Raw genomic sequence first — 25,581 nt, 5'->3', positions numbered from 1 at the left:
ACCCGCATGACCCAGGCACAACCGGTTCCGGACGACACCACCTCCGCCGGTGAGACGGCGTTCATCGGATTCAATGTGGAGCAGATGACCCACCTGTTCTCCCGCGGCCATGGCCCGGTCGGCGAAGCGGAGATCATCGAAGCCGCGCCGCGTACCTATTACATCCGGCCCGGGACGGTCAATATCGCGCTGTTCGAGACCGACGAGGGCCTGCTCATGGTCGACACCGGTCTGGCCGGTGACGGTCCGGAGCTGCTGCGGGCGGTGCGGTCGATCTCCGACAAGCCGCTGCACACCATCGTCTACACCCACGGGCACACCGACCACGCGTTCGGCCACTGGGCGTTCCTCGAGGCGGGGGAAACGCCTCGAATCATCGCGCACGAGAACCTGATCGGGCACTTCGAGCGCTACATGAAGACGCCGGGCCTCAACACGGTGATCAACAAGCAGCAGCCCGGTGGCACCGAGGGCAAGACGTGGCCCGCCGAACGCACCGACTTCATCTGGCCCACCGAGACCTACCGCGACACACTGGAACTCACCATCGGCGGGGAACGGTTCGTGATCCGCCACGGCAAGGGTGAGACCGACGACTGCTCGTGGGTGTGGGCGCCCGAGCGTGGCGTCATCGCCGCGGGCGATCTGGTCACCGGGTATCTGCCCAACGCGGGCAACCCGCGCAAGGTGCAGCGTTATGCCGAGGAGTGGGCCGACGCCGCCGACGAAATGGCGGCCCTGCAGCCGGAGGTGATCATTCCCGGCCACGGGACCCTGGTCGTGGGCGCCGAGGCCATCGGGGACGAACTGGGCGCCATCGCCGCGTACCTGCGCCATATCGTCGACCACGCGCTGGCCGGGCTGAACGCGGGGGTGCTGCACGACGAGATCGTCGAGACGCTGCGCATTCCCGATCATCTGGCCTCCCACCCGCGGCTCCCGGCCATCTACGACAAGGCGGAGTTCATCTGCCGCAACGTGATCCGCCGCTACAGCGGCTGGTGGGACGGTCACCTGGCCAACCTGCTGCCCGCGCCGGAGCGTGATCAGGCCCTGGAATACGCCGCCCTGGCCGGCGGGGCGGACAAGCTCGCCGAGCGGGCACGTGATCTGGCGCTGACCAATATTCGTCTGGCTTGCCATCTGGCCGAGACCGCCTTCCATGCCGACCCGGACGACACGGTCATCCAGTCGACCTATGTCGAGATCTTCGCCCGCCGTGCGGAAATCGAGCCCGCGCTGATGGCGAAGGTGATCTTCAGTGAGGTCTACCTCCGGGTCGAGGCGCGACGACAGTAGATCGACGCCGGACCGTCCCCCGCGCCGCCACCACCCCAACCGGTGGTGGCGGCGCTGTCGCAGCATCGGAATCTGTTTCCTCGTAGGGGATTTCATTCGTCCGTCTTCCCCCGGCGCGATCGTTGAACCTGGATCCAGGTCAGGGCGACCAGAACGACAACCGACGGCTTGCCCAGCAGCATCGCCGCCAAGCCGAGGGCGGCGACATTGTTGGCCAGATACAGCGGCACCAGGACCAGCACGTGCACGACCCAGTTCGCGAACCACAGAGCGGTAATACGCCGGTGCAGCCGCAACCGGTCCGCACTCACCTCATCGGCGGGTTCGATACCGACCTTGCGGCAGATCCACCAGGTGGCGGGGCGGCGGCCGAGCAGGCTGAGCCCGAAGACGACCGTCAGCACCGCGCAGCCGACCACGGTGGGCAGGAAGAAGTCCCGGCCCTGGCCGCTGAACTGGACGAACAGCGAGTAGACCAGCACCGCGACCACCGACACCGTGACGACCTTGACCGAATCGCCGCGAATCAGGCGCACCAGCGCCAGCACCGCCGCCGCCGCGATCGCGGCGGCGATACCGGCATGCGCTCCGGCGAGCTGGTAGCCGAGCAGAAAGGCCGCCACCGGGCCGACGGCGTCGGCGCTGCGTTGGAATCCGTTGAGCTGCTTGAACTTCGCGAAGACTTCCGCCGCGGCCGACGCCGTACGACTCGTGTGTGTCACATCCGACCTTTCCGTCGAGACCGGGTCACCGGTGCGGGCGGGTCCCGGCGATGGACGCGCGTTCCATCACCCGGATCGCGGGCCAGTAGTCGCTGGAGGCGTAGTGCTGCACCGCGCGGTTGTCCCAGAACGCCACCGTGTGCGGCTGCCACTTCAGTCGGACCTGGTGTTCGGGGTAGTCGGCCTGGCGGCAGATTCGGTCGAGCAGTTCCGCGCCTTCGTCGCGGTCCATGCCCTCGATCTGCTCGACGAAGATCCGGTTGACATACAGGTGCTTCTTGCCGGTCTCGGGGTGCGCCGCCACGATCGGGTGCGCGACCATCGGATGCGCGGCCCGCATGGCATCCCGCTTGTCCTCGGGCAGCGCATGCCCGAACGCCCGGCTGAAGTCATGGATGGCGTCGCGCCCGTCGATGAGGTTCTTGGTCTCCTCGTCGAGCGAGTCGTAGGCGGCGTGCATATCGGAGAACAGGGTGTCGCCGCCGAGGGCGGGAATCTCCAGGGCGTGCAGGATCGCGCCCGCCGACGGCTGCTCCCGCCAGGTCACATCGTGGTGCCAGCTGTTCTCGAATCCGCTGACCTGCGCGCTCTTCTGGAAGCGGACCAGTTCGGGGTAATCGGTATTGGACGGGATGAACGGGTGGATCTCGAGCTCGCCGAAGCGCCGCGCGAAGTGCACGTGCTGGGTGGAGGTCATGGGCTGGTCGCGGAAGAACAGCACCTTGTAGTCCCGAAGCGCTTGGCGCAGTTCGGCGATCACCTCGTCCGGGAGGTCGGTGGTGAGGTCGATGCCCGAAATCTCCGCGCCCAGGGTGGATCCCACCTGGACGGCATCGAAGTTCTGCCACCGCAGCGCGGTCAGCCGGTCGCGTTCGGCGGCCAGGTGGGTGAACGGTCCGGAGATCAGGGGCGATCCCGGCATCCGGACGGGCCGGACGTCGAGAGCGGCGGCGGGTTCCTTGTCGGCAACCACGACGGTGTCGGTCATTGGGGATTCCTCTCAGATGAACTGCGCGAACCTGCTGTAGTCGATCGACTACACAGCGGGTATGCGCTAGTGTAGTCACGTGACTACGAGTGGGGCAACCAAATCTTCGAGCGATACCGGCCCGGTGGGGCGCGACGAGGTCGTGGCAGCGGTCTTGACCAGCGCCGCAGACCTTTTTGCCGAGCGCGGCCCGGCTGCCACCTCGATTCGCGATATCGCGGAGCGCGCCGGGGTCAATCACGGGCTGGTATTCCGGCACCTCGGCGCCAAGGACAAGCTGGTGGCGGCCGTGCTGACCTATCTCGGAACCGAGTCGGTGGCCCTGGATGCCGACCATCCGCTGACCGCGGCCGACCCGCGCTGGCAACGGCACTGGATCGTGCTGGTTCGCTGCATCCTCGACGGGTTCGACGTCGCCTCGTTGCAGGAACAGTTCCCGGTGATGTCGCTCCTGCTCGAGCAGGCGCGCCGGCACCACGGCGATGAGCGGCAAGCGGCGATTGCGGTGGCGAATGTGGCCGCGCTCGAACTCGGGTGGAAGCTGTTCGGATCGTTCTTGCGCGCGGCCACCGGCCTGGGCGATGTTCCCGAGAGCGAACTGCAGCCGCACATCGACAGCGAGGCCACTCGAATTCTCAGGGGAGAGTGAAAGTCCAGTCGGGCAGGGGACTCCGGCGTGATCAGGCCGGCGGTTCGCCCTCGAAACCCGTGGCCCAGTAGCGGCCGCGCAGCGAGAGCGTGCGGAGCATGTCCGCGACCTGCTCCAATGGCATTGGGGGTGGATCGGTTTCGAGCCACCACTGCAAGATCGAGATCTGCTCACCGACCCAGGCGCGGGCCACGATTCCGAGGTCGATGTTCGGAGTCAGGCCGAGATTCGTGGCGCGGGCGGTGAATGCCGCTGTGGCTGCGGCGGTTCGCTCCTCGGTGAATCTCCGCAGCGCGCGTCCGTCGCCTTCGCCCCGCAGGATGACGCGGTAGGTGTCGCGTTCCTCCGCCGCATGCCGGAACACCTCGAGCACGGGTTTGCCGGTGAAGCCGACCTCGGACAGGTCGGCGAGCGGTTCCAGGCGGCCGTTCAGCTCGGCGATCAGATCGGTGACCACCCGATCGAGCAGGGCGTCCTTGTCGGTGAAGTGCGTGTAGAACGTCGCGCGACCCAGGTCGGCCCGCTCGGTGATGTCCTCGACGGTGACGTTCGCGTATCCCCGCTCGAGTGACAGTGATACCAGCGCGTCGCGGAGCGCGCGCCTGGTGCGGCGGACGCGGCGGTCTTCGGGTGGCACGGACGCCCCTTTCTGGTCGTGACTGGGTGCGTCCCAGCATAGCGGCTGTTGACACCTTGACTGAAAATAGACAACATGTTCAGTATTGGTCTTCATGTCATATCAAGGGAAGGGCTGCCGTGACCCGAGTGGTGCGAAACGATGAAATGGTTTGGGCACGTGGGTTTCTCGACCCGGCTCACGTACGTCAACACGCGACCTCGGTGCAGGAAACGGGGCCAACCCGTTCGGTGTGGCGCGGCGAGACAGCACCGTGGCGATTGCCGCAATCCCCGCTGGGCCTGGCCGAACTGCCGATTGGATGGACCGGCGGGCGCACTGTCCCGTTGAAGTCGGCGCTGGCCGAATCGGAAACCGACGCACTGGTCGTCTTGCACCGCGGCCGCGTCGTCTACGAGACGTATCTGCACGGCTGCCAACCCCATGAGCCGCATCTGAACGCCTCCGCGGCCAAGTCCTACCTGGGCCTACTGGCCGCGATGCTCGAACACGAAGGACTGCTCCGTCGCGATGCCCTGACCGCCGACTATGTCCCCGACCTCGCGGGCACCGGCTACGGGGAAGCCACCGTCGACCAACTCCTGCACATGACGACCGACGTGCGGTTCGACGGACGCCCCTACGATCGAATCCTCGAGGCCCACCGCTACTGGGCGGTCGTGACACCGTCACTACGTCCCTACGGCTACACCGGGCCCGCGACCATCCTCGATCACCTCGCCACCGCCCGCACGGCCGGCCCCTATGGTCGTGAATTCCGTTACGAGAACGGCAATGTCGAGGCTCTGGCCGAAGTCCTGCGCCGCATCACCGGACTGTCGACGGCGCAGCTGTTCAGCGACATGATCTGGTCGAAGATCGGTGCCGCCGAGAACGGCTGCTACCTGCTCGACAGCGCCGGTAGCGAAATGGCCTGTGGCGGATTCGCCGCCACCGCAATGGATATCGCGCGATTGGGCGAGATGCTGCGCTGTGAAGGCGCGATCGGTGACCGGCAGATCGTCCCACCCGAGGTGGTCTCCTCCCTCGGCCGGGTCCCCGAGGGGGCGACCGCACGAGTCCAACTGCCGCGCGCGAGCGCCGATGCGCCCGGACAGCTCAGCTATCGCGACCTCTGGTGGCAGCTCAACGACGGCAACGGTTCCTACATGGCCAGCGGCATTCACGGACAGCGAATGCTGGTGTCTCCGCGGCGCGATCTGGTGATCGTGCACTACGGCGCGCACATCCTGTCCCCGTCGCTGCCACAGTCGCCGCTCATCCTGCTGTTCGCCCAGATCGCCGACGCCGTGGCCACGACCTCGTCCGCGGTGTGAGCGCTGATGCAGAGAGGCGTCGAATGACAACCCCAGCCGCTGGATCTCGGCTGCCGAGACCTCGGCGTCGCGGTAAGAACCTGGCCCTGTTGACGGCCTCACACGCCTTCGACAATGCCGAAACCAGTGTGGTCAGCGTGCTTTTCCCGTTGATCCGTGATGCGCTCGGGCTCTCGGCGGCGGCGTTGGGCGCGCTGGTGGCCTCGGGCAAGATCGTCGGCACGGTCGCGGCGCTGCCGTGGGTATTTCTCGCGCGGCGCTTCCCTCGCAAGACCGTGCTCGCGGTGTGCGCCGGATTCTGGGGCGTGTGGGCGATGGCGGCGGGCCTGGCGGCCAATTTCGCGCAACTGATCCTTTTGACCACCGTCGCCGCCGCGGGCTTCGCCGGTGCCGGACCGATCGCCCTGGGTATCCTCGGGGACCTTTACGACGACAGCGAGCGAGGCCGGGCAACCGGTGCCCTCTACGCCGGCACCGCGCTCGCCACCGGCATCGCAGCACCCCTGCTCGGCCGGCTTTCCGGGTTCGAAAACGGCTGGCGATACGGCTTTTTCATTTCCGGTGGAATCTGTGTGATCGTCGGTGTGCTGATCCTCGCGTTCCTGGACGAACCGGGACCCGCACGCCGGTCTGCCGGGGTGGACGGTGAGATGACGCCGGACGTGCAACACGTGCCAGGCCCGGCAGTGCCGGCCGGCAGGATGCGCCTCCTCGGTGTGTCGCTGCGAGAGCTGTTCGGCATCAGGACCTATCGCTATCTTCTTGTTCAGCGGCTGTTCTCCGGGCAGAACATCATCATGAGCTTCGGCACGGTGTTCCTTGTGCAGGAACGCGGATTCGACACGGGGACGGCAGCTTTGATCGCGCTCCCATTCGCGCTCGGGTATATCGTGGGAACATTCCTCGGGGGCCGGGCCGTCGATGCCGTGCACCGCTCGCGTCCGCGCAGCGGTCGTATTGCCATGCTGCAAATCAGTCAGATCGCTTTCGCTGCAGTGGCTTTCACTGCGATTGCGATTCCGTGGTCGTCTATCGCGGTGTACGTCGCATTGTTTGCGGCGGTCGGGTTCCTCCAGGGACAGTACCCCGTGATCAACCGCCCGCTGATCATGGCGGTCGTGCCGCCACCGTTGCGCCCGCTTGCCTTCGCTGTGTCGGTATCAGCCGCCGACGGCCTCGCCTACGCGATCTACTCCCTGCTGACCGGCGTGCTCGGCGACCAGATCGGTTTGGGTACAGCGCTTTTGCTCGTCACCGTCTTTCTGACCGCTTCGAACGGTTTGGCCTGCGCCGTCCTCTACCGTCCCTATGCCCACGACAGCGCCGCCCTGGCGGAACAGCCGGCCGCGGGCAACGGTGTCCCCCAACCTGGCGAGCTTCCGTGGGATGCTGCTGACATGTCGTAGACCACGATGGCGACAACAGTGCGCCTCATGGGCCGAACGATCGACCACCTCCCCGAACCGGTCATCGAGGAGCGGGTGCGTTCGGTGCTTCAGCTGACGATGACGATGCTGTCGGTCCGCGCGCACCCTGACCACCGGATCGGACCTCCCCTTGAGCGCCGACGCATTCGAGGAAGACCTGCTCGCCATGGCCACGGCCGCCCTCACCGCACCGCTGGGCGGCGACCGGCGCTAGTTCATTCTTCGGCAGCCGCGAGATGAGGTGGCACGGCTGGGGGACCATGTATCCATGGAGAGCAGACTGATCGAGGTGGAGACGGGCCGCAGCGAGGTTGTCCACGACCTCACATCGCAGTGTGCAGCTTTTCTGCGTGAGACGGCCTCGGGGTGTGACGGGCTGCTTCACGTATTCGTACCGCATGCGACCGCGGGCATCGCACTGATCGAGCTCGGTGCGGGCAGCGACCATGACTTGCTCGCCGCGCTGCAGGACCTGCTGCCGGCCGACGATCGCTGGCGGCACGCACACGGCTCACGCGGACACGGACGCTCGCATGTCATGCCCGCGCTGGTTGCGCCCTATGTCAGCATTCCGGTGTTGCACGGCGAAATGGCGCTGGGGACTTGGCAATCGGTCGCGATCGTGGATCTCAATGTCGACAACCCGGTGCGGCAGGTGCGGTTGTCCTTCCTGGCCGGCTGAAACGAAGCGCTGCGGGCGGCAGCGTGGTGCTACTTCTGCGCCCACAGGCTGATGAAGCCGGATTTGTCCTGGCAGGTATGGATTCGGTGGGGATGTAGGCGCGGCGGTGTCCCGGGTCACACCGCTGTTCTGTTACAGGGAACGGGTCTTCGGTGTCTTGTGTTCGTTCGGTGCGCAGCACGGAACATCGGCGGTGTGAACGCCCGCGCCGCCGTGATCGCTCCTGCAAAAGAACGGAAACCATCATGAGCAAGGTCTGGTTTGTCACCGGCTCCTCCCGTGGCCTGGGCCGCAACTTCGTCGAGGCCGCGTTGTCCCGCGGTGACAGGGTCGCCGCGACCGCCCGGAACATCGAACACCTTGCCGGACTGGCCACCACCTACGGCGACGCGGTGCTTCCGCTACAGCTGGACGTGACCGACAGGTCGGCGGTGTTCGCGACTGCGGAGCGCGCCGGAGAACACTTCGGCCGTCTCGACGTCATCGTGAACAATGCGGGTTACGGTGTGCTGGGTGCTGTGGAGGAACTGAGCGAGCAGCAGTTGCGAGATCAGTTGGAGACCAACCTGTTCGGTGCGGTCTGGGTTGTTCAGGCGGTGCTGCCGCAGCTGCGCGAGCAGGGTGGCGGGCACATTGTTCAGATCTCCTCGGTCGGTGGTGTTGCCGCATTCCCGCTCGGTGGCGCCTACCATGCGTCGAAATGGGCGCTGGAAGGTCTGAGCGAGTCTCTCGCGCAGGAGGTTGCGGGCTTCGGCATCAAGGTGACCGTGGTCGAACCGAGCTCGTACGCGACCGAGGGGGCCGCCGGCGCCGTCCACGCCGAGATCGACCCGCGGTACGCCGATCTCCGTGCGGCTTTCGCCGCCTTCGCGCAGACGCTCGACCAGGGTGACCCGGCCGCTGCGGGGCGGGCACTGCTCGAGATCGCCGACAGCGACAACCCACCGCTGCGGGTGTTCTTCGGGGCGCAGGGCAACGAGATCGTTCCGCAGGTCTACGCCGACCGGCTCGCGACCTGGGCCGACTGGCGCAAGATTGCGATCGAGGCGCAGGGGCACACCCCCGCAGCCTGATTCGTCGACATGCCCGCGGAAAGGCAACGCCCCCACCCGAATCGAGTTGGGAGGGGGCTTCGCCATTCGTGACCATCGTGAATCACGGCCGTACCCGGCCTGGTGACCTGCATCACGTATTGTTACGTCGAGGTGGCGGGCGGTGTCCCGAGGGCATGAGTGAGCACAACAGCATCCGTACGAAGGTCGTGGTGATCGGCGCAAGCCCGGCGTGTTGTTCTGGGCCAAGGGCGGCAGGCGGCTCGAACATTCGGTGAGCGGTCGCGAAGCGGTGACGAACCCGTGAGTACCACCGACGAGCATGCCGAGCGACTCACCCTGTTACGCCCGTTGCTCTTCACGATCTCCCGCAGCCCGCTGTAGGCGAGCCGGTCGCGGCAAACCATCTGTCTTCAGGAGTGAAAGACCATGTCGAACACCAACAAACTCAGCGAGCTGACCGGTGACTACGTCCTCGATCCAGCCCACACCCGGATCGGCTTCATCGCCCGGCACACAATGGCCACCAGGGTGCGCGGGAACTTCCGGACGTTCGACGGCAATGCGCACCTCGACTTCGACGCATCGCCGAGGTCGAGCGGTCGGCTCACGATCCAGGCGAAAAGTATCGACACCGGCAATCGGCAGCGCGACGATCTGCTGGGCAAGAAGTTCCTCGGTGTCGACGACCACCCGACGATCACTTTCGTCCTGACCGAGGTGGAACAGTCCGGCGAGGCGAACGTCAAGGTCACCGGTGACTTGACCATGCGTGGCATCACCCGGCCGATCACCATGGAATTCCAGCTGACCGGCACGGAGACCGACCCGCGCGGCGCACTCCGGATCGATTTCACCGGCAGCGTCACGATCAACCGCAAGGACTGGGGAGTGCACTGGAAGGCGGCCGCGGGCATGGTCGGCCCGAAGGTGGTGCTGCAGTTCGATATTGCCGTAATCCGGAAGCCTTGAGCGGAAGGAGAATCGAGTGGACATCGACTCGAACTCGCACCGCCGACGCCGGTGGTTGCGCGCGCTGTCGACGATGATCGCCCTGTTGCACCTCGGCGTGGCGACGCCATCGGCGGTATCGAGTGCGGACAGCCATCCGGAGTCGCCGGCTCTCGACGGCGGCCGGTTCGTCGAGACCGCGGTGGCCCGCTTCCATTTCCTGGAGGCGGGTCAGGGGCCGCCGATCGTTCTGCTGCCGGGTGGCACGCTGTGGTCCTACACCTATCGCGACATCATCGGTACGCTTGCCACCGACCACACTGTCTATGCGGTCGACCTGCCAGGCTCGGGGTTCACGACGCTGCACGACACGGATTTCGGGTATGACGTGCGGGCCATGACAGAGGCTCTGCGGCAGTTCATGTCGGCGGTCGGCATCGACCGCGCGTCCGTATTGGCACATTCCCTGAGCGGTTCGGTCGCCGTGGATTTCGCAGCACGATATCCCTCGCAGGTGGATCAGCTGGTGCTCATCTCACCGCTCGTCCTGGATACCGAGCTCAATGTGAATATGCGGCTGATGCGCACGCCCGTCCTGGGCGAACTGGCCACGCATCTGATGACCGAGGACATCTACGTGGCGGGACTGCGCGATGCGTATGCGCGCCCCGAGAAATTGACCAGAGAACTGGCGGACACCTATTGGATCCCGCAGAGCCACGACGAGAACCGCACGGCGATGTGGAAGCAGCCACGCAATCTCGATCTGTCCCAGGTGCAATGGGAAGCAAGCACGATCAGAGCGCGCACCCTGATCCTCTGGGGAGAACAGGATCGCGTCGTAAGCCCATCGCAGGCACAGCAACTCGCACACCTGATCCCCACGTCGACGTTGCGAATGCTCGCAGGCGCGGGCCACAACGCCCATGAGGACGACCCCGCCGCGGTCGATACGGAACTGACCGGATTTCTCGGCAGTTGAGGATCGGTCACGAATCTTCTGTCACTCCTGCGGTTCTGGGATGCCCGATTCGAATCTGAGCGAGCGAGACACCTGAAAAGCGCTGCCCAACTGCGGCGTACGCCGGAACAGCTTCGTGCGGCAGTCGGGTTCGAACCGACGCTGTGTGGATTTCAAGGTGTGTGCATGTTTGGTGAGTTTCGAGGGTTCCTGGCAACGCGCGAATTCTGCTCGTCAGCAGCGGGTTCGCGCGTTGTCACGTCTGAAGGGGTGACCGCGCTCCGTGTCGGTGCGGGCCGTTGGCGGAGACGCTGCCACCAGACTTCGGCGCGATTCCGCTACCGGCGATGTGGCCACCCACTCACCTGACCGACGAAGGCCGTTGCAGTGTTAGGCCACCGTGGGTTCCTCGTACCGGATCTGGTGCCCGGCGGCGATCGGGTTGATCTTGGCAGGGTCGAGGGCGCCCGCGGTGAGCACGGCCGGCCCCGCCTCGATCAGATCCTCCAGATAGCACTCCCAGCCGCCCGGTGACGAGATCTGGATGAGGCGAGGCGGGGGTGTGGAGGCGCAGCGCAGGGCGTGCGGAATGCCGTGGGGGAGTAGGACGAACATCCCGGCGGTGGCGTGCTCGACACGGTCGTCGAATTCCACCTCTAGTGTGCCGTCGAGCACGTAGATGCATTCGTCGGCCACGTGATGGGTGTGGCGGGGGATATCGCGGGCGAGGGTGACTTCCAGGAGCGAGAAGCGGCCGTCGGTATCGGCGGTGGTGGCCTTCACGGCGAACGCGGGCGGCAGAGGCAGGCGGCCGGGGCGGGCCGCGCCGGCGTCGAGCAGCAGAAATCGATTGTGGGACATGGTGGTACCCTTCGACTCGAAAAGAAACGGAACCGGAATCCGGATCCGTTTTGAGTGTAGGCCGGAAGGGAACCCGAGTGTCAAGCCCATCATCGCCGTCGCGCAAGCCGCGCGCGGACGCCTCCCGCAATCGTGACCGCATCCTGGAAGCCGCACGAAACCTGTTCGCGGAGCGAGGAAGCCAGGTCCAACTGCCGGAGGTGGCGCGGGCCGCGGGTGTCGGGATCGGCACCGTGTACCGGCACTTCCCGGCGCAGGCCGACCTGATCGAAGCCGCGGCCGCGCAACGCTTCGCCGAGATCGAGGAATACGCCCGCACCGAATGTCTGCACCACGCCGAGTCCGGCCGGGCGGTGCTGGACTATCTGACCCATGTCGGCGAAACCCTGGCGGCCGACAGTGGATTGTCCGCCGCCATCGAAGCCTCCCGTCGATCGCGCGGTAGTGAGCCGCGCGGCGCTGCGCTGGAACAGCTCGCCGAGATCATCGGCGCGCTCATCGAATCCGACCGGGCCGCTGGAACGGTGCGCCCGGACTTGACCGTCGCCGATGTCTACATGGTCGTCGGCGCACTCTCCGCCACCATTCGCTCCGGCAGCGGCGACTGGCGCCGGTTGCTCACTTTGCTGTCCGACGGGCTGCTGAATCCGACGCCTTGGCCGACTTCTGCAGTGTGGGAAGGTCTTCCGCCCGCATGAACGAGAAACGACCAGCCCGACAGGGATAACACCCGCTGGGATGGCACGGGGGTGGCATGGCAGCCGATCCGGCCGGCCACGCACCCCCCGACAAACGGCCTACCTGCTGTTTCCTCAGTGCCCCCGGACGGGCTCGAACCGTCACTTGGCGGATTTTAAGTCCGCTGCCTCTGCCAATTGGGCTACGGGGGCGCGTGGGTCAGACTACCGAGCCGTGCGGTCGTGCTGGTAGCAGGTATTTGGGGGGCGGGTCAGGGGGTGGGGGCGATCATGATGGGGGTTTGGACGGAGAGCAGGAGGGATTGGCTGGTGGAGCCGAAGACCTTGCTGACGAAGCCGCCTCGGCCTCGGGTGCCCACCACCAGAAGCTGGGTGCTGGAGGAGAGTTCGAGGAGGGAGCGTTCGGGGCTGTCGTGGGAGGTTTCGCGGTCTATGCGGACGTTGGGGTAGCGCTCCTGCCAGCCGGCCAGGCTCTCGGCGAGGACGTAGTCGTCGAGAGCGTCCATTTCGGGGTCGTCGGAGGCGCCTTCGGCGTGCAGGGCGATGACGGCCACGCCGCGGACCGAGGCTTCGTCGAGGGCCGCCGCGATGGCGGGCTCGCTGATCTTGGTGCCGTCGACGCCGACCAGGATGGGCCGGGTGAGCAGATCGGGGGGTAGGGGGACGCCGTCTCGGACCACGACGAACGGGCAGTGGGCGCGGCGGGCGAGGACCGAGCTGACCGAGCCGAGCAGGGCGCGGCGCAGGGTGCCGCCGCCGCGGGCGCCGGCCACGACCATGCGGGCGTCGCGGGTGCGTTCGAGGAGGGTGGGGACCACAGCGCCGGCGCTCAATTCGGTGGTGACCGTGAGGCCGGGGGAGATCTTGGCGGCTTCTTCGGCGGCCGTTTCCAGCAGCCAGTTGCCGTGTTCCTCGAGCCGGGAGTAGTCCTCGCTGGTGATCGAGGTGCCCAGGCCCAGGCCCTGATCGGGGGTGATCTCGAGGACACGCAACAGGTGCAGGGGCGCGTGGTGCAGGGCCGCGGTGTGGGCCGCCCAGGCGACGGCCGAACCGGCCGATTCGTCCACGGCGACGATGACGGCTTCCCCTGTCGACATGCTGAGTCCTCTCCCATCGTGAATCACGCGGTGCGGCTGCGGGATAGCTGAGCGGTCGCCATCGACCCTACGCCGACGCGGGCCCGCCACGACCGAGCGGCACCGCGATCCGGGCCACGGGAATTCCGGCCAGGTCCGAGACCGGCGGCGGAACACATCCGCGGCCCCGCCGAGGGGTGTACGGGGACTCGGCGGGGCCGCGGGGCCGGGCTACCAGCAGCCCATGCAGGCATCCTGGTACCTCAACCCACGTTGAGGTCAAGGCCCGGGGGCGGACCGCCGGCTCGGCGGAAGTGCGTGAGGTTTTCGGCGAGGAAGTCATCCAGGGTGCGCGGCGCACGCCCCAGTATCCGGGCCACCACGCCGGTAGGCCGCTCGGGGCGGGTCCGGGCCAGGAGCTGGATCTCGGTCACGTGGGCCGCCAGCCAATCGGGCAGATGCGCCTGCCGAATCAGGTTGTCGCGCAGTGCCTCCGGCGGTACATCGACATAGCGGATCGGGCGGCCGAGCAAGCGCGACAGCCGCGCCGCGATCTCCGGGTAGCCGAAGACCTCCGCGCCCGTGAGCGTGTGTACCTGCCCCCGGAGTTCGGGCCGCGTCAGCACCGCGGCCGCGACATCCCCGATGTCACGGCAGTCGACCCAGTTGCAGGCCGTGTCGCCCATCGCTCCGACGATGACGCCTTCCGCCAACCCGGGAGCCAGCGTCCGAAGCTTCTGCATGAAGGCGTACGGCCGCAGAATCGTATGCGCGACACCGGACCCGCGCAGATGCTCCTCGATGGCCCAGTGCCAGCGCGAGATCGCGACGGGGGAGTCCGGTTCGGCGGCGGGCGCGGACAGCTTCACGATGTGTTGCACACCGCTGCTCACCGCCAGGTCGATGGCACGCGTCTCGAACTCGACCTGCCGCGGGCCGTTCACCATGGTGAGGAACAGCTGCGACGCTCCGTCGAACCCCGCGCGCAGCGATTCCGCGTCGGCAGCATCGGCGGCCGCGAACTCCACGCCGCACACCTCGCCGAGCCGATCTCGCAATCGCCCGGGGTCCCGGCTCAAGGCTCGGCACGGCACCCCGAGTTCTCGAAGCCCTTGCAGCGCAGCGCCGCCGGTCTCCCCGGATGCTCCCATCACCGCGATCATTCCGATGTCCTTTCGTCTGCCGAAAGCAGCCCGTTCAGCACGAGGTCGACGACCCGCTCGGCGTAGTCGTCGGACAGTGGCTCCCGGGTCAGCAGTTTGCGGAAATGAATTGGCGCCGTCAGTATTTCGAGCACCAGCCAGGGGTCCGGAGCCGTCTCCAGCTCACCTCGTTCGATGGCGCGATCGAGCATCACGCGTGCGCCGTCGAGGCGAATCCGCCAGAATTCCGCGCGGGATTCCGCGAGTTCCGGGTTGTCGCTCGCACTCGCCATGGCTCGCCCGAGCATCGTGCCGAGCGGCGAATCGACGATCGCCACCATGGATCGGTTGAACGCGATCAGGTCCGTGCGCAGTGATCCGGTGTCCGGCACGGGCAGGTTCTCTGCGCTGTGCTCCAGCATCGCGTCGAAGATCAGTCGCTCGCGGGTCTTCCAGCGCCGGTAGATCGAGCTCTCGTGCACGCCCGCCCGGGTGGCGACCGCGCCGATGCTCAGCTGGTCGAATCCATTGTCGGCCAGCACTTCCAAGGTCGCGTCCAGCACGGCCTGCCGGACACGCGCGGAGCGGCCGCCCGTCCGGCGGCGAACTTCCGAATCGGTCACTCGGCAATATTAACGCAAGGAGTCTTGCGTTAGGTCCCGTCGACGTCTACCGTTCCTAAACGCAATCATCTTTGCGTTAGTGGCAGGAGGATCGAATGGCGTTCCACTGGCAGATCGACCCGCAGGACCTTTTCGTCGAGCGATACCCGCAGATGGTGGGTACCGGCCTGCCGCAGGCCGACGTCGACACCACGCGGGCGGCCATCACGGACATGTGGCTCGACGGCCCGGGCGGCTGGGTGCACGAATGGTCCACCCTGGCCGGGGGATACGCGGCCACCGGACGGCACCGGCTCGCGGCGCTGGCCTACGGCTGGGCCAAGTTCCCCACCCTGGCCGACCAGTCCAAGTGCGCCGCGCTGTCCGATCAGGTTGATCAATACCTGCTCGCCGCACCGGATTTCGGGCTCGAGTTCACCCGGCTGACCGTCGAGGCTCCCTTCAGCGGCATGCGGATCGACGTCCCGGTGCACCTGCTGACCCCGCCCGGCTGGTCGGCCGCCGACCCCGTTCTGCTGGCCTCCGGCGGCGTCGACTCCTGGAAGATCGACCTGCACTCGCTGTTCGCCGACATGGCCCTGCGCACCGGAATGCGTGTGCTGGCCTTCGATATTCCGGGTACCGGCGAGACACCCGTGCCCATGTCCGCCGACAACGGCTACGGCGTGGTCCGCGCGATCATCGACCGCGCCCGCACTCTCGGCAATGGCCGGGTCGCGCATCTGGGCATCTCCATGGGCGGCTGGTTATCCGCCCGCTCCGGCCTGGCCGCCGAGGTGGACGCCGCCATCGTGCTGGGCGGCCCGATCGAGCGCGCTTTCGACCCGGACCGCACGTGGGCGTACGGCATGCGCGGAATCGTCGGCAGCGCACTGGGATTCGATGCCGAGCCCACCGATGCCGAACTCGCGCAGCGCATGTCCGCGTTCACGCTGCGGCAGTGGCTGGACCAGGACCGGAACGTGCCTATGCTCGTGCTCAACGGCGCAGACGACGTGCACATCCCGGCCGCCGACACCCTGGTCTTCGAGGGCCGCCGCGACACCGAGGTGCACCTGCTCCCGGATACCGGGCACTGCGCGATCACCAAACTGCCGGAGGCGACCCGGATCATGGTCGATTGGCTGGTCTCGACCGCCGCTCGGTGATGGGGCGGATCGCCTCCCCGTAGCGCCGCCGCGCCACCGAGTCGTCTCCGCGGTCGGCCGCCGGCCACGGGCGATTCGCCTCTCTCCGCGAGGGGCGCGGGCAGCGAATCGATCCGCCCGCACGGCTGTTTCAATCCACCCGCACGGCCAGGGTCGCCACCACGGCATCGGTGCGGGCGCGCAGCGCGGCGGTGAGCACCGGCCCGCGCGGATTGTGCAGCAGCCGATGCCACCAGCGGCGTGTCTCGACCTGCGTGAGCAGCACCGTCACCTGGTGGCCCTTGGCCGTCTGCTTGCGTACGTATCCGACCAGCGTGGCCACCAGGCTGCGGTTCGGAGCGGGCAGCACCATGAGCGGCACGCCCGGTTCCCACTCCTTCCATTGCGCCCCGAGACGTTTCGCCGAGGCCGGTTCGATGGCCACGGCCACGGCCACCACCTCGCCGTCCAGTCGCAGCGCGGTGGTGAGGGCCTGCTCGGTGAGCGCGCTGACGGTCACCACCGGCACCACGATGAGGCTGGTCTTCGTGCCGGGCGCCGGCACGGGCGGAATCCGGCCCAGCCCCAGCACCTTCGCGACCTGCGCGTAGTAGTTCTCGGTGCGCGCGAACAGCAGCACCAGGGCGGGGATGATGATCAACAGCAGCCACGCACCCTCACGGAACTTCTCCAGCAGCAGCACCACACCGGCCACAGCGGTGAGCACCGCGCCGAAACCATTGAGCAGAGCGCGCGGCAGCCAGCCCGGCCCGCGCACCTCCCGCCAGTGCCGGACCAGACCGATCTGGCTGATGGTGAATCCGATGAACACGCCGATCGCGAACACCGGCAGCAGCCGATGCGTGTCCGCCTTCACGATGAGCAGCACGATCGCGGCCAGGATCGCCAGCGCGCCCACGCCGTACCGGAACACCGGCCGCTCCGACCGCATGGCGAAGGCGTGCGCCACCCGGTGGTCCTTGGCCAGCAGCGACAGCAGCACCGGCAGTCCGCCGAAACTGGTGTTGGCGGCCAGCACCAGCACCACGGTCACCGCGATATTGGTCAGATAGAACATCCAGCCGGTGCCGAACGCGGCCGCAGAGAGCTGCGCCAGAATCGTCACGTCCCCGCGCGGCACCATGTGGTACTGCCGGATGAGCATCGACAGCCCGATCAGCATGATCCCCAGCAGCGCGCCCAGCGCCATCTCGGTGTGCTGGGCGCGTTTCACCGCCGGCGTGCGGAAGGCGGGCACCGCGTTGGCGATGGCCTCGACACCGGTCAGCGCCGAGCAGCCGGCCGAGAACGCCTTGAGCAGCAACACGATTCCCACCGCCTCGACCGGTTCCACCGGACCCAGGTCGGTGCCGATGACCGCGACCGGATCGTGGTGCAGGAAGCCGCCGGCGATGACCGCGAAGATGGCCAGCACGAACACGATGGTCGGCCCCATCAGCACCTTGGCCGATTCCGCGATGCCGATCAGGTTCAGCACCGTCAGCACCACGAGCCCGAGCAGCGTCACCAGCAGCAGATGATCGGCCAGGGCGGGGAAGGCGCTGGCCAGGCTGGCCGCTCCTGCCGCCAGGCTGACCGCCACGGTCAGCACGTAGTCGACGACCAGGCTGGCCGCCGCCAGCAGCGCGGCCCCGCGCCCGAGATCCTTCTTGGCCACCGCGTACGCCCCGCCGCCATCCGGGTGCACCGCGATGACCTGCCGATACGACAGCACCAGCACGAGCAGCAGCGCCGTGATGGCCAGCGACACCGGCAGCGTCCACGACACCGCCCCGATCCCGGCCGGAATCAGCGCCAGCACAATGGCTTCCGGGCCGTACGCCACGCTCGACAGGGCGTCCAGCGACAGCGCGGCCAGCCCGCCCAGCGCGGTCAGCCGATAGGCGTCCCCGCGCTGATCGCGGCGCATCCGCCGGTCGACGACCAGCGGATGCTTCTTCGGAGTCTCGAGTGTCTCGACCACGGCCCTCATTGAACGCGGCCGCCGCCCGGACCTCGCGGTATGACACCGCTTTCCGGCGTACTTTTGCGCGGAGCCGTGAGTAGGCGTCAGCGCCGGGTGAGGGGCGGGCGCAGGCCCAGGTGTTCGCGCAGGGTGACGCCTGTGTAGGCGGTCCGATACGAACCGCGTTCCTGGAGTTCCGGAATCAGCAGGTCCACGATCTCGTCCAGACCGGCCGGAACCCGCCACGGGGTGATATTGAAGCCGTGGCTCGCGCCGTACCGCACCCAGCGGGTCAGCTCATCGGCGACCTGCCCCGGCGTGCCCGCGAAACCGAAACGGGCCGTGGTCTCGACGGCCACCTGCCGCAGCGTCAGCCCCTTCGACTCGGCCAGCGCCCGCCACTGCGCCACTATCGCCCCGCGGTCCTGCCCGTCCCGCTGCGCGCCTCGGGTGGACGAAATCACCGACGGCGCAGGATCTTCCGCGGGCAGCGGGCCGTCCGGATCCAGGTGCGACAGATCCTGTCCCCACACCTGCCCCGCCAGTGAGAGCGCCGTAGCGCCGGTGATCTGCTGCTCCAGCACCCAGCGCCGCTTCTCCTCGACCTCGGCGGCGGTCTCGGCCAGCACGATCTGGGTGCCGGGCAGAATCCGGATATCGTCGGCGGGCCGCCCCGCCGCGACGAGCCGGGCACGAATATCGTTGGCGAATTCCAGGGCCGGATCGAAATCGGTGCCGAAGGGGGAGAAGATGACCTCCGCCTGCGCGGCCGCGAAATCGCGACCGGCGGGGGAGACACCGGCCTGGAAGATCACCGGATGACCTTGCGGACTCCGCGGCACCGTCGGGGTGATCGCGACCTTGAATTGCGCGCTGTCGCGCTCGACCACGCGCACCGCACCGGGGTGCGACCGGCCCTCCTCGTGGCGGGTCGAGGCAATGGCATTGCCGGACCACGAATCCCAGATCTCCCGTGCCAGGCTCAGGAATTCGGCGGCGCGCTCGTAGCGCTGGGTGTGATCCAAAAATCCGCCGCGCCGGAAATTCTCGCCGGTCCAGGCATTGTCGGTGGTCACCACGTTCCACCCCGCGCGCCCGCCCGACAGCACATCCAGGCTCGCCAGCCGGCGCGCCAGATCGGCGGGCTCGTTGTAGGTGGCATTCTGCGTGGCCACCAGGCCGATTCGCGTGGTGATTCCCGCCAGCGCCGCCAATTGCGTGATGGCGTCGGGCCGTCCGGCGATATCGGTGTCCAGCAGCTGCCCGTCCTGTTCGCGCAGGCGCAGGCCCTCACCCAGGAAGAAGGCATCGAACAGGCCGCGCTCGGCGGTGGTGGCGACCCGGCGGAAGGTCTCGAAGTCGATCTGCGATCCGCTGCTCGGATCCGCCCAGATGGTGTGGTGATTGACGCCCTGGAAGAAGACCCCGAAATGCACCTGGGCGTCGGGGAAGGGGACCTCGGTCATCGGGCGAGCTCCTTGACGTAGCGGTTGGCCGGGCGGGCCAGGCCCAGATTCGCGCGCAGCGTCGAACCGGGGACCGGGCGATGGGCGAGACCCGCGCGCAGCAGGGCGGGGAGGACATAGCGGGCGAGGATGGGAAGGTCCTCGTCGATGACGGCCGGGTGCAGGCGGACGCCGTCGGCGATCGGGGCCAGTTCGGTGAGCCGGGCGGTCAGCTCGGCGTGCGAGCCCGAAAAGGACAGTCGCCCAGTGGATTCGAGGTCGCCGTGGCGGTCCAGGTCCGTGCGGCGTTCCGCAGCGGACACGGTCGGCGTATCCAGGGTGACTTCGATATCCACGAGTACGCGCGAAACCCCTTCCGCTCGTGCGTTGTCGATCGCCCCGTGAATCTCGGGCAGCGTGGTTCCGCTCACCAGTGCCACGTCGATACCCTCGGTCCCCGCTGCGCCGTAACCGAATACGACGACCTGCCCCTGCGGCGGGCGGGGCACGATGGCCGGGCCCTTCACCGAGAAGGTCTCGCCGATGAAATCGATGTAGTGCAGCTTGTCGCGGTCCAGGAACCTCCCGGCCGCATAGTCGCGGACGACCGCGTCGTCCTCCCACGAATCCCACAGTCGCCGTGCGACTTCGATGGCATCGACGCGCTCGCGCCGGATCTCGGCCGGGGTCTCGCGTGCGATGGCTCCCCAGGCCCGGGCCGCGCCCGGCTCGTCGACGGCCAGCCAGCCGGCCCGGCCGCGCGCGGCATAGTCCAGCGAGGCCAGCTGCGACGACAGGTGGAACGGCTCCGCGTAGGTCGCCGCCGACACCGGGACCAGGCCGAGGGTGCTGGTGGTGGCCGCGACGAAGGCCGCGCGGATGGTGGCATCGAGCCGCCCGCCCGGACCGGGGCCGGGATTCAGGGCATCGTCGAAGGTCGCGAACGTGAAGCCCGCGTTCTCAGCCGCCTGGACCCGGGTGCGCACGGTCTGTGGATGCAATAGACGGTCTGGTTCGTGTCCGGCTCGATGCCACGCGGCGGGGTGGTGACCCTCCCCGTCGAGTTCGATTCCCAACGCGAACAGGCCCGTTCGGTACTCGCTCTCGCTCGCCATGGGTTGGACGATTGTCGAACCGTGCCCGTCCGGCCACGGTTGCCGTCACGGTGATCCGAACCCGCGCCGATTCGGCGGTGAGTCAGTTCACAACGCGGCATCTTGCATATACCCCTGGGGGGTATTAATTTGATCTTTCGTAAGGCACCGAAGCAGTTGAGAGGGAAGAGAAATGACCACCCACGCGCACACCGGACATCACGACCACGCGGCTCACGGCGATCACGCCGCGCATGCTCACCACGCGGCCCCGGTCGACCACACTGCTCACGCCCACCATGCCGATCATGCGGCCCACGAGGCGCACGCCGCTCACGGTGGCCACGCCCACGGCGGCCACGACGGCGGCCTGCCGGGCGGACTCCAGATCACCCAGGACGGCTACACCCTCGAACTCGCCGAAAAGGTCGTAGCCGCAGGCGAAATCGAGTTCCGGTTCCGCATCCTGGGCCCGGACGGCCTGCCCGTCAACGACTTCGACGCCATTCACGACAAGGAACTGCACCTGATCGTCGTGCAGCGCGAGCTGACCGGCTTCTGGCACGTGCACCCGGAGCGGCAGGCCGACGGCGTCTGGACCGTCCGGCTGAACCTGCCCGAGGCGGGCGCCTACCGCGCCTTCACCGATATCGCGCCGCGCGCCCTCGGCAAGACCATCACACTGGGAGCCGATTTCGCCATCGCGGGCGACTACCGGCCCGGCACCGTGCCGGAACCGCGGCGCACCATCACCGTCGACGGCTACGAGGTCACCCTGGACGGCGATCTGGTTCCCGGCGAGGGCCGCCTGCTCACCCTCACCGTGCGCACGGACGGCGCACCCGTCACCGATCTGCAGCCCTACCTGGCGGCCTACGGTCATCTGGTGATCCTGCGTGCCGGCGATCTGGCCTACGTCCACGTGCACCCGAACGGCGAGCCCGGCGACGGTGTCACCGCGCCCGGCCCCGACATCACCTTCCACACCGCCGTTCCCGGCCGTGGCACCTACCGGCTGTTCCTCGACTTCAAGCACGCCGACAAGGTCCGCACCGCCGCCTTCACCCTGCCCACCGTCTGACCCCACCCGCCCGTATCGGAGAAGCCATGTGCGACTGCCGATGTCCCCGGAGCACGACAACCGAACAACGCGGTCCGCAGCGCCGGACGACACGCGGAAGGGCATCCGAATGGATGCCCTTCCTGCTGTCTGCCCAGGTAAAAGGGCCCTCGTGGCCTCTCACAGGGAACTCCCAGCCGACCTGAAGCTCGGTTCAAAACCCGCCGCCTAGGCTCCGCGAGGTCAATCGGAATCTGGGAACACAGGAAGGCGGGTGGCATGTCGACCATCACCAGCGTCGCGGGCGATGCGGCCTCCTCCGGAGGCGGCGACGCCTCCACCGGGGAAGGCACAGCCCTGTCGGAGGGTAGGCGCGCGTCGCGGTGGGCGACGCTGCTCGCCCCGCCCGGGCAGCCGCGCTGGGAGCGACCGGCCACCCTGGCACTGCTGATCGCCACGGCCGTGGTCTACCTGTGGGGCCTCGGCGGCGCGGGCTGGGGCAACGGCTACTACGCCGCCGCCGTGCAGTCCGGCACCCGGAGCTGGAAGGCCCTGCTGTTCGCGTCGCTGGACCCGCAGAACTCCATCACCGTCGACAAGCCGCCCGCCGCCATGTGGGTGATGGGCTTGTCCGGCCGCATCTTCGGCTTCAATTCCTGGTCCATGTTCGCGCCGCAGGCCCTCATGGGCGTGGCCGCGGTGGTGCTGCTCATCGCCGCGGTGCGGCGCTGGGCCGGACCGGCCGCCGGCCTCATCGCCGGCGCGGCGCTCGCGGTGACCCCGGTGGCGGCCATGATGTTCCGCTTCAACAACCCCGACGCCCTCATGCTCCTGCTGCTGGTGGCCGGTGCGTACTGCACCGTGCGGGCCATCGACGCCCGCGGCGAACGCTTCTGGTCCGGCAGCACCGGCTGGCTGGTCGGCGCGGGTGTGCTCATGGGCTTCGGCTTCCTCGCCAAGATGATGCAGGCCTTCCTGGTGCTGCCCGGCCTCGCGCTGGTGGTGCTGGTGGCCGGCGCGGGCGGATGGCGCACGCGCATCACGCAATTGGCGTCCGCGGGCGTGGCCCTGGTGCTGTCCGCGGGCTGGTATGTGGCGCTGGTCGAGCTGTGGCCCGCCGGATCCCGGCCCTACATCGGCGGTTCCACCAGCAACAGCCTCTGGGAACTGGCCGTCGACTACAACGGCCTCGGCCGGGTGCTGGGCAACAAGAACGGCGGCGCCCACCGGCCCACCCCGCCTCCGATGCCCACGCCGGACCCGGCCCAGCATGCCGACCCGTCCCAGATGCACGGCGGCTTCGGCGGTTTCGGTTCGCAGCCCGGCCTCACCCGCCTGTTCAGCGGTGAACTCGCCACCGAGTTCTCATGGCTGCTGCCCGCCGCGCTGATCGCCCTGATCGCCGGACTGTGGCTGACCCGCCGGCTGCCGCGCACCGATCGCGTGCGCGCCGGACTGCTGCTGTGGGGTGGCTGGCTGCTGGTCACCGCGGCCGTGCTCAGCTACATGAGCCGCAGCTTCCACTCGTACTATGCCATGGAGCTGGTGCCGGCGATGGCCGCGCTGATCGGCATCGGCGCCACCCAATTGTGGCAGCGCCGTTCGCATCTCGCGGCCCGCGGCACCCTCGCCGTCATCTCGCTCGCCACCGGCGGGTGGTCGTTCGTGCTGCTGCACCGCACCCCGGAATGGCTGCCGTGGCTGCGCTGGACGCTGGTGGCGCTGTCGGTGGTCGCCGCGGCCGCGCTGCTGATCGCCCCCAAATTGCCGCGCTTCGCGCTCGCCATCGGGGTCTTCGCACTGCTCGCCGGTCTGCTCGGTCCCACCGCCTACACCCTCGAGACCGTCGCCCAGGTACACAATGGCGGCAGCCCGACCGCGGGTCCGCCCCGCAGCGAACACGGTGGCGGTCCCGGCCAGCGCGGCGGCGTGGCCGACCCGCAGATCACCGATCTCATCGAGGGCAGTGACACTCGTTGGGCCGCAGCCGCTATCGGCGCTCAGGACGTCAGCTCGCTCGAATTGAGCACGGGCAAAGCGCTGCTCGCGGTCGGTGGCTTCAGCGGCCGCGACGATTCACCGACGCTGGCCCAGTTCCAGCAGTACGTCGCCGACCATCAGATCGGCTACCTGCTGGTGCGTCAGCGCCAGGAATCCGGACAGGACAACAACTCTCAGGGTGGCCAGCCGAACGCCGGTCAGCCGAGCAACCCCCAGTCCGGCCGCAACCACTCCGGCGGGGGCCGCGACACCCAGCCGAGCGGTGCCGACCCCCAGCCGGGCCGGGGCGGTGACGCGCCACAGTCCGGCCCGGGCAATTCGGAGTCGGATCAGTCCACCTCCGCCCAGATCACCGCCTGGGTGAAGGCGAACTACCCGGTCACCATGATCGGCAGCGTGGAGGTCTACAACCTCAACCCCTGACCGGCGAACGCATCCACGAGCATGCACCGGTGTGGCCACCGGTGCATGCTCGACGTATCCGCGCCCGGGTGGAACGAATTCGGGCCGGGGACCGACCATTTCGGTGAGAGGATTCGGCGGATGCGAGGGGCTGGACGGCCGTGGATAGCGACAGTGACGGGCGGCAGCCGGGGCCGGGCGGGAGGTCGGCGATGAGCGACGTGCGCGCACAGGTGGGGGTGCTCGGTCCGGTGCAGCTGACCATCGACGGGGTGGCCCAGCAGCTGGGCGGACCCAAGCAGCGCGCCGTGCTCGCCTACCTCGCGATCAATGCCAACCGCCCGGTATCCGTCGAGGCTCTCGCCGGCGCGGTCTGGGAGGACAATCCGCCGCCCGACGTACGCGTCAGCCTGCACGCCATCATCTCCAATCTGCGCAAGCCGCTGCGCGACGGCGGCATCGACGCCCGGAACATGCTGCAGCACATGGGCACCGGCTATCGCATCGTGCTCGCGGACCCCGCCTGCGATGTCTTCCGCTTCCGGGCCCGTCGCGGGGACGGCCTGCGCGCCCTCGCCGCCGGACGGTTCGCCGCCGCCTCCGCCGCCCTCTCCGACGCGCTCGCCCAGTGGCGCGGACCCGTCCTGTCCGATCTGCGCGGACTCGGTTTCGCCGACGCCTACGCCGTCGCCCTCGACGACGAGCGCATCGGCGTCATCGAGGCCCGTGCCGAGGCCGATATCGCCCAGGGCCGCGCCGAGGGCGTGGTCTCCGAGCTGGCCCTGCTGGTGCGCGATCATCCCCTGCGGGAATCGCTGTGGGAGCAGCTGATCACCGCGCTGTACCTGACCGGCAGGCAGTCCGACGCGCTCGAGGCGGCCCGCCGGCTGCGCGGCATCCTCGCCGAGGAACTCGGCATCGATCCGGGCCACCGCATCCGGGAACTGGAATCGCGCATTCTGCGCCAGGATCCGCTCGGTGTGCCGGCGGCCTCGGCCACCCGCGCCACCACCATCGTGGATCGCAGCTGGCACGAGCCGCAGGCGCTGCTGCGCGATCGCTCCGGGAACGTCTTCCCGGTGACCGGCTCGACGACCCGCATCGGCCGTCTGTCCGACAATGACGTCGCGCTCGCCGACGGGCGGGTCAGCCGCCACCACGCGCTGCTCATCGACAACGGGCACACCTGGGTGATCAAGGACCTGCACTCCTCCAACGGGGTCTTTGTCGATGGCGCGCGGGTTGCCGACAGCGGATTATTGTCCGATGGAGCGGTGTTGCGCATCGGCGATACCGAACTGGTCTTCCTGCTGGTTCGCGACGAGAACAACGCCGGCTGAACAGCAGTGAATGCCACGTGACAGATCCGCGACATCCGGAGCCAATGATTAACTGACCCTTC

General features: G+C 68.1%; 23 protein-coding genes and 1 tRNA gene. 13 read left to right on the top strand and 11 right to left on the bottom strand.

All coding sequences use genetic code 11. The features are described 5' to 3' along the window. Nucleotides 1-6: 6 nt before the first annotated feature. Nucleotides 7-1,299: an MBL fold metallo-hydrolase gene (locus ACQP1O_RS37585; RefSeq protein WP_433563066.1), complete on the top strand. Its 1,293-nt coding sequence runs from the start codon at nucleotides 7-9 to the stop codon at nucleotides 1,297-1,299. Nucleotides 1,300-1,391: 92 nt separating this feature from the next. On the opposite strand, the gene ACQP1O_RS37580 is transcribed toward ACQP1O_RS37585, so the two are convergent. Together ACQP1O_RS37580 and ACQP1O_RS37575 are read right to left on the bottom strand one after the other, a co-directional pair. Beyond that, a complete protein-coding gene (locus tag ACQP1O_RS37580; protein ID WP_433563065.1) occupies nucleotides 1,392-2,021 on the bottom strand; it encodes a DUF3159 domain-containing protein in 630 nt (209 codons plus the stop codon). Nucleotides 2,022-2,046: 25 nt separating this feature from the next. After that, nucleotides 2,047-3,009 carry a TauD/TfdA dioxygenase family protein gene (locus tag ACQP1O_RS37575; RefSeq protein WP_433563064.1) on the bottom strand — a complete coding sequence of 321 codons (963 nt, stop codon included), beginning with the start codon at nucleotides 3,007-3,009 and terminating at the stop codon, nucleotides 2,047-2,049. 79 nt (nucleotides 3,010-3,088) lie between these two features. On the opposite strand from ACQP1O_RS37575, the gene ACQP1O_RS37570 reads away from it, so the two are divergent. After that, nucleotides 3,089-3,658, top strand: a complete 570-nt coding sequence (locus ACQP1O_RS37570; RefSeq protein ID WP_433563063.1) for a TetR/AcrR family transcriptional regulator — start codon at nucleotides 3,089-3,091, stop codon at nucleotides 3,656-3,658. Between the two features lie 31 nt (nucleotides 3,659-3,689). Here the strand turns inward: ACQP1O_RS37570 and ACQP1O_RS37565 are convergent, their stop codons facing one another. After that, the gene (locus ACQP1O_RS37565; RefSeq protein ID WP_433563062.1) at nucleotides 3,690-4,295 is read right to left on the bottom strand and encodes a TetR family transcriptional regulator; all 606 of its coding nucleotides are present in this window, start codon (nucleotides 4,293-4,295) and stop codon (nucleotides 3,690-3,692) included. Nucleotides 4,296-4,555: 260 nt separating this feature from the next. Between ACQP1O_RS37565 and ACQP1O_RS37560 the strand changes: the two genes are divergently transcribed. From ACQP1O_RS37560 to ACQP1O_RS37535, 6 genes are all read left to right on the top strand, one after another. Then, on the top strand, nucleotides 4,556-5,611 hold the full coding sequence (locus ACQP1O_RS37560) for a serine hydrolase domain-containing protein (protein WP_433563061.1): 1,056 nt from the start codon (nucleotides 4,556-4,558) through the stop codon (nucleotides 5,609-5,611). Nucleotides 5,612-5,700: 89 nt separating this feature from the next. Beyond that, entirely contained in the window at nucleotides 5,701-7,017 is a 1,317-nt protein-coding gene (locus ACQP1O_RS37555; RefSeq protein ID WP_433563060.1) for an MFS transporter, read from the top strand. Nucleotides 7,018-7,306: 289 nt separating this feature from the next. Then, complete coding sequence (locus tag ACQP1O_RS37550) at nucleotides 7,307-7,720, top strand: secondary thiamine-phosphate synthase enzyme YjbQ (protein ID WP_433563059.1); 414 nt, start codon at nucleotides 7,307-7,309, stop codon at nucleotides 7,718-7,720. 242 nt (nucleotides 7,721-7,962) lie between these two features. Further along, on the top strand, nucleotides 7,963-8,793 hold the full coding sequence (locus tag ACQP1O_RS37545) for an SDR family NAD(P)-dependent oxidoreductase (protein ID WP_433567924.1): 831 nt from the start codon (nucleotides 7,963-7,965) through the stop codon (nucleotides 8,791-8,793). 408 nt (nucleotides 8,794-9,201) lie between these two features. Next, a complete protein-coding gene (locus tag ACQP1O_RS37540; protein ID WP_433563058.1) occupies nucleotides 9,202-9,744 on the top strand; it encodes a YceI family protein in 543 nt (180 codons plus the stop codon). A 16-nt stretch (nucleotides 9,745-9,760) separates the two neighbouring features. After that, nucleotides 9,761-10,705 carry an alpha/beta fold hydrolase gene (locus ACQP1O_RS37535; protein WP_433563057.1) on the top strand — a complete coding sequence of 315 codons (945 nt, stop codon included), beginning with the start codon at nucleotides 9,761-9,763 and terminating at the stop codon, nucleotides 10,703-10,705. Nucleotides 10,706-11,074: 369 nt separating this feature from the next. Here the strand turns inward: ACQP1O_RS37535 and ACQP1O_RS37530 are convergent, their stop codons facing one another. After that, nucleotides 11,075-11,545, bottom strand: a complete 471-nt coding sequence (locus ACQP1O_RS37530; protein WP_433563056.1) for a cupin domain-containing protein — start codon at nucleotides 11,543-11,545, stop codon at nucleotides 11,075-11,077. 77 nt (nucleotides 11,546-11,622) lie between these two features. Here ACQP1O_RS37530 and ACQP1O_RS37525 point away from each other — a divergent pair, with 77 nt between their 5' ends. Continuing rightward, nucleotides 11,623-12,243, top strand: a complete 621-nt coding sequence (locus tag ACQP1O_RS37525; protein ID WP_433563055.1) for a TetR/AcrR family transcriptional regulator — start codon at nucleotides 11,623-11,625, stop codon at nucleotides 12,241-12,243. A 118-nt stretch (nucleotides 12,244-12,361) separates the two neighbouring features. Here ACQP1O_RS37525 and ACQP1O_RS37520 read toward each other — a convergent pair. The 4 genes from ACQP1O_RS37520 to ACQP1O_RS37505 form a co-directional block, all read right to left on the bottom strand. Further along, nucleotides 12,362-12,435 (bottom strand) — tRNA-Leu (locus ACQP1O_RS37520). A gap of 59 nt (nucleotides 12,436-12,494) precedes the next feature. Further along, the gene (locus ACQP1O_RS37515) at nucleotides 12,495-13,340 is read right to left on the bottom strand and encodes a universal stress protein (RefSeq protein WP_433563054.1); all 846 of its coding nucleotides are present in this window, start codon (nucleotides 13,338-13,340) and stop codon (nucleotides 12,495-12,497) included. A 242-nt stretch (nucleotides 13,341-13,582) separates the two neighbouring features. Next, the gene (locus tag ACQP1O_RS37510; protein ID WP_433563053.1) at nucleotides 13,583-14,482 is read right to left on the bottom strand and encodes an SDR family oxidoreductase; all 900 of its coding nucleotides are present in this window, start codon (nucleotides 14,480-14,482) and stop codon (nucleotides 13,583-13,585) included. After that, nucleotides 14,479-15,084 (bottom strand): TetR/AcrR family transcriptional regulator, encoded by a 606-nt coding sequence (locus ACQP1O_RS37505; RefSeq protein ID WP_433563052.1) that lies wholly within the window; start codon nucleotides 15,082-15,084, stop codon nucleotides 14,479-14,481. Before ACQP1O_RS37505 ends, ACQP1O_RS37510 begins: the two co-directional genes overlap by 4 nt. Nucleotides 15,085-15,179: 95 nt before the next feature. Between ACQP1O_RS37505 and ACQP1O_RS37500 the strand changes: the two genes are divergently transcribed. Next, a complete protein-coding gene (locus ACQP1O_RS37500; protein ID WP_433563051.1) occupies nucleotides 15,180-16,232 on the top strand; it encodes an alpha/beta fold hydrolase in 1,053 nt (350 codons plus the stop codon). Between the two features lie 130 nt (nucleotides 16,233-16,362). On the opposite strand, the gene ACQP1O_RS37495 is transcribed toward ACQP1O_RS37500, so the two are convergent. From ACQP1O_RS37495 to ACQP1O_RS37485, 3 genes are all read right to left on the bottom strand, one after another. Then, nucleotides 16,363-18,195 carry an APC family permease gene (locus tag ACQP1O_RS37495; RefSeq protein ID WP_433563050.1) on the bottom strand — a complete coding sequence of 611 codons (1,833 nt, stop codon included), beginning with the start codon at nucleotides 18,193-18,195 and terminating at the stop codon, nucleotides 16,363-16,365. 86 nt (nucleotides 18,196-18,281) lie between these two features. Further along, nucleotides 18,282-19,643, bottom strand: coding sequence for an NtaA/DmoA family FMN-dependent monooxygenase (locus ACQP1O_RS37490; protein ID WP_433563049.1), 1,362 nt, complete (start codon nucleotides 19,641-19,643; stop codon nucleotides 18,282-18,284). Further along, nucleotides 19,640-20,737, bottom strand: coding sequence for an LLM class flavin-dependent oxidoreductase (locus ACQP1O_RS37485; RefSeq protein ID WP_433563048.1), 1,098 nt, complete (start codon nucleotides 20,735-20,737; stop codon nucleotides 19,640-19,642). The genes ACQP1O_RS37490 and ACQP1O_RS37485 overlap by 4 nt, the downstream gene beginning before the upstream one ends. Nucleotides 20,738-20,909: 172 nt before the next feature. Between ACQP1O_RS37485 and ACQP1O_RS37480 the strand changes: the two genes are divergently transcribed. The 3 genes from ACQP1O_RS37480 (at nucleotide 20,910) to ACQP1O_RS37470 (ending at nucleotide 25,519) form a co-directional block, all read left to right on the top strand. Then, nucleotides 20,910-21,797: a hypothetical protein gene (locus ACQP1O_RS37480; protein ID WP_433563047.1), complete on the top strand. Its 888-nt coding sequence runs from the start codon at nucleotides 20,910-20,912 to the stop codon at nucleotides 21,795-21,797. Between the two features lie 258 nt (nucleotides 21,798-22,055). Beyond that, nucleotides 22,056-24,200 carry a glycosyltransferase family 39 protein gene (locus tag ACQP1O_RS37475; RefSeq protein WP_433563046.1) on the top strand — a complete coding sequence of 715 codons (2,145 nt, stop codon included), beginning with the start codon at nucleotides 22,056-22,058 and terminating at the stop codon, nucleotides 24,198-24,200. 191 nt (nucleotides 24,201-24,391) lie between these two features. Beyond that, complete coding sequence (locus tag ACQP1O_RS37470) at nucleotides 24,392-25,519, top strand: BTAD domain-containing putative transcriptional regulator (protein ID WP_433563045.1); 1,128 nt, start codon at nucleotides 24,392-24,394, stop codon at nucleotides 25,517-25,519. Nucleotides 25,520-25,581 lie beyond the last annotated feature (62 nt).

Source organism: Nocardia sp. CA-151230 (assembly GCF_050942175.1).
Classification (GTDB): domain Bacteria; phylum Actinomycetota; class Actinomycetes; order Mycobacteriales; family Mycobacteriaceae; genus Nocardia.
The sequence above is the reverse complement of the archived record's forward strand: the minus strand, read 5'-3'. Positions and strand labels throughout refer to the sequence as shown.

What these genes read in the sequence shown, in the direction of transcription:
- ACQP1O_RS37585 (WP_433563066.1), top strand. Translation starts at nt 7, where the DNA reads ATGACCCAGGCACAACCGGTTCCGGACGACACCACCTCCGCCGGTGAG.
- ACQP1O_RS37575 (WP_433563064.1), bottom strand. Translation starts at nt 3,009, where the DNA reads ATGACCGACACCGTCGTGGTTGCCGACAAGGAACCCGCCGCCGCTCTC.
- ACQP1O_RS37550 (WP_433563059.1), top strand. Translation starts at nt 7,307, where the DNA reads ATGGAGAGCAGACTGATCGAGGTGGAGACGGGCCGCAGCGAGGTTGTC.
- ACQP1O_RS37540 (WP_433563058.1), top strand. Translation starts at nt 9,202, where the DNA reads ATGTCGAACACCAACAAACTCAGCGAGCTGACCGGTGACTACGTCCTC.
- ACQP1O_RS37530 (WP_433563056.1), bottom strand. Translation starts at nt 11,545, where the DNA reads ATGTCCCACAATCGATTTCTGCTGCTCGACGCCGGCGCGGCCCGCCCC.
- ACQP1O_RS37515 (WP_433563054.1), bottom strand. Translation starts at nt 13,340, where the DNA reads ATGTCGACAGGGGAAGCCGTCATCGTCGCCGTGGACGAATCGGCCGGT.
- ACQP1O_RS37510 (WP_433563053.1), bottom strand. Translation starts at nt 14,482, where the DNA reads ATGATCGCGGTGATGGGAGCATCCGGGGAGACCGGCGGCGCTGCGCTG.
- ACQP1O_RS37500 (WP_433563051.1), top strand. Translation starts at nt 15,180, where the DNA reads ATGGCGTTCCACTGGCAGATCGACCCGCAGGACCTTTTCGTCGAGCGA.
- ACQP1O_RS37490 (WP_433563049.1), bottom strand. Translation starts at nt 19,643, where the DNA reads ATGACCGAGGTCCCCTTCCCCGACGCCCAGGTGCATTTCGGGGTCTTC.
- ACQP1O_RS37485 (WP_433563048.1), bottom strand. Translation starts at nt 20,737, where the DNA reads ATGGCGAGCGAGAGCGAGTACCGAACGGGCCTGTTCGCGTTGGGAATC.
- ACQP1O_RS37480 (WP_433563047.1), top strand. Translation starts at nt 20,910, where the DNA reads ATGACCACCCACGCGCACACCGGACATCACGACCACGCGGCTCACGGC.
- ACQP1O_RS37475 (WP_433563046.1), top strand. Translation starts at nt 22,056, where the DNA reads ATGTCGACCATCACCAGCGTCGCGGGCGATGCGGCCTCCTCCGGAGGC.
- ACQP1O_RS37470 (WP_433563045.1), top strand. Translation starts at nt 24,392, where the DNA reads ATGAGCGACGTGCGCGCACAGGTGGGGGTGCTCGGTCCGGTGCAGCTG.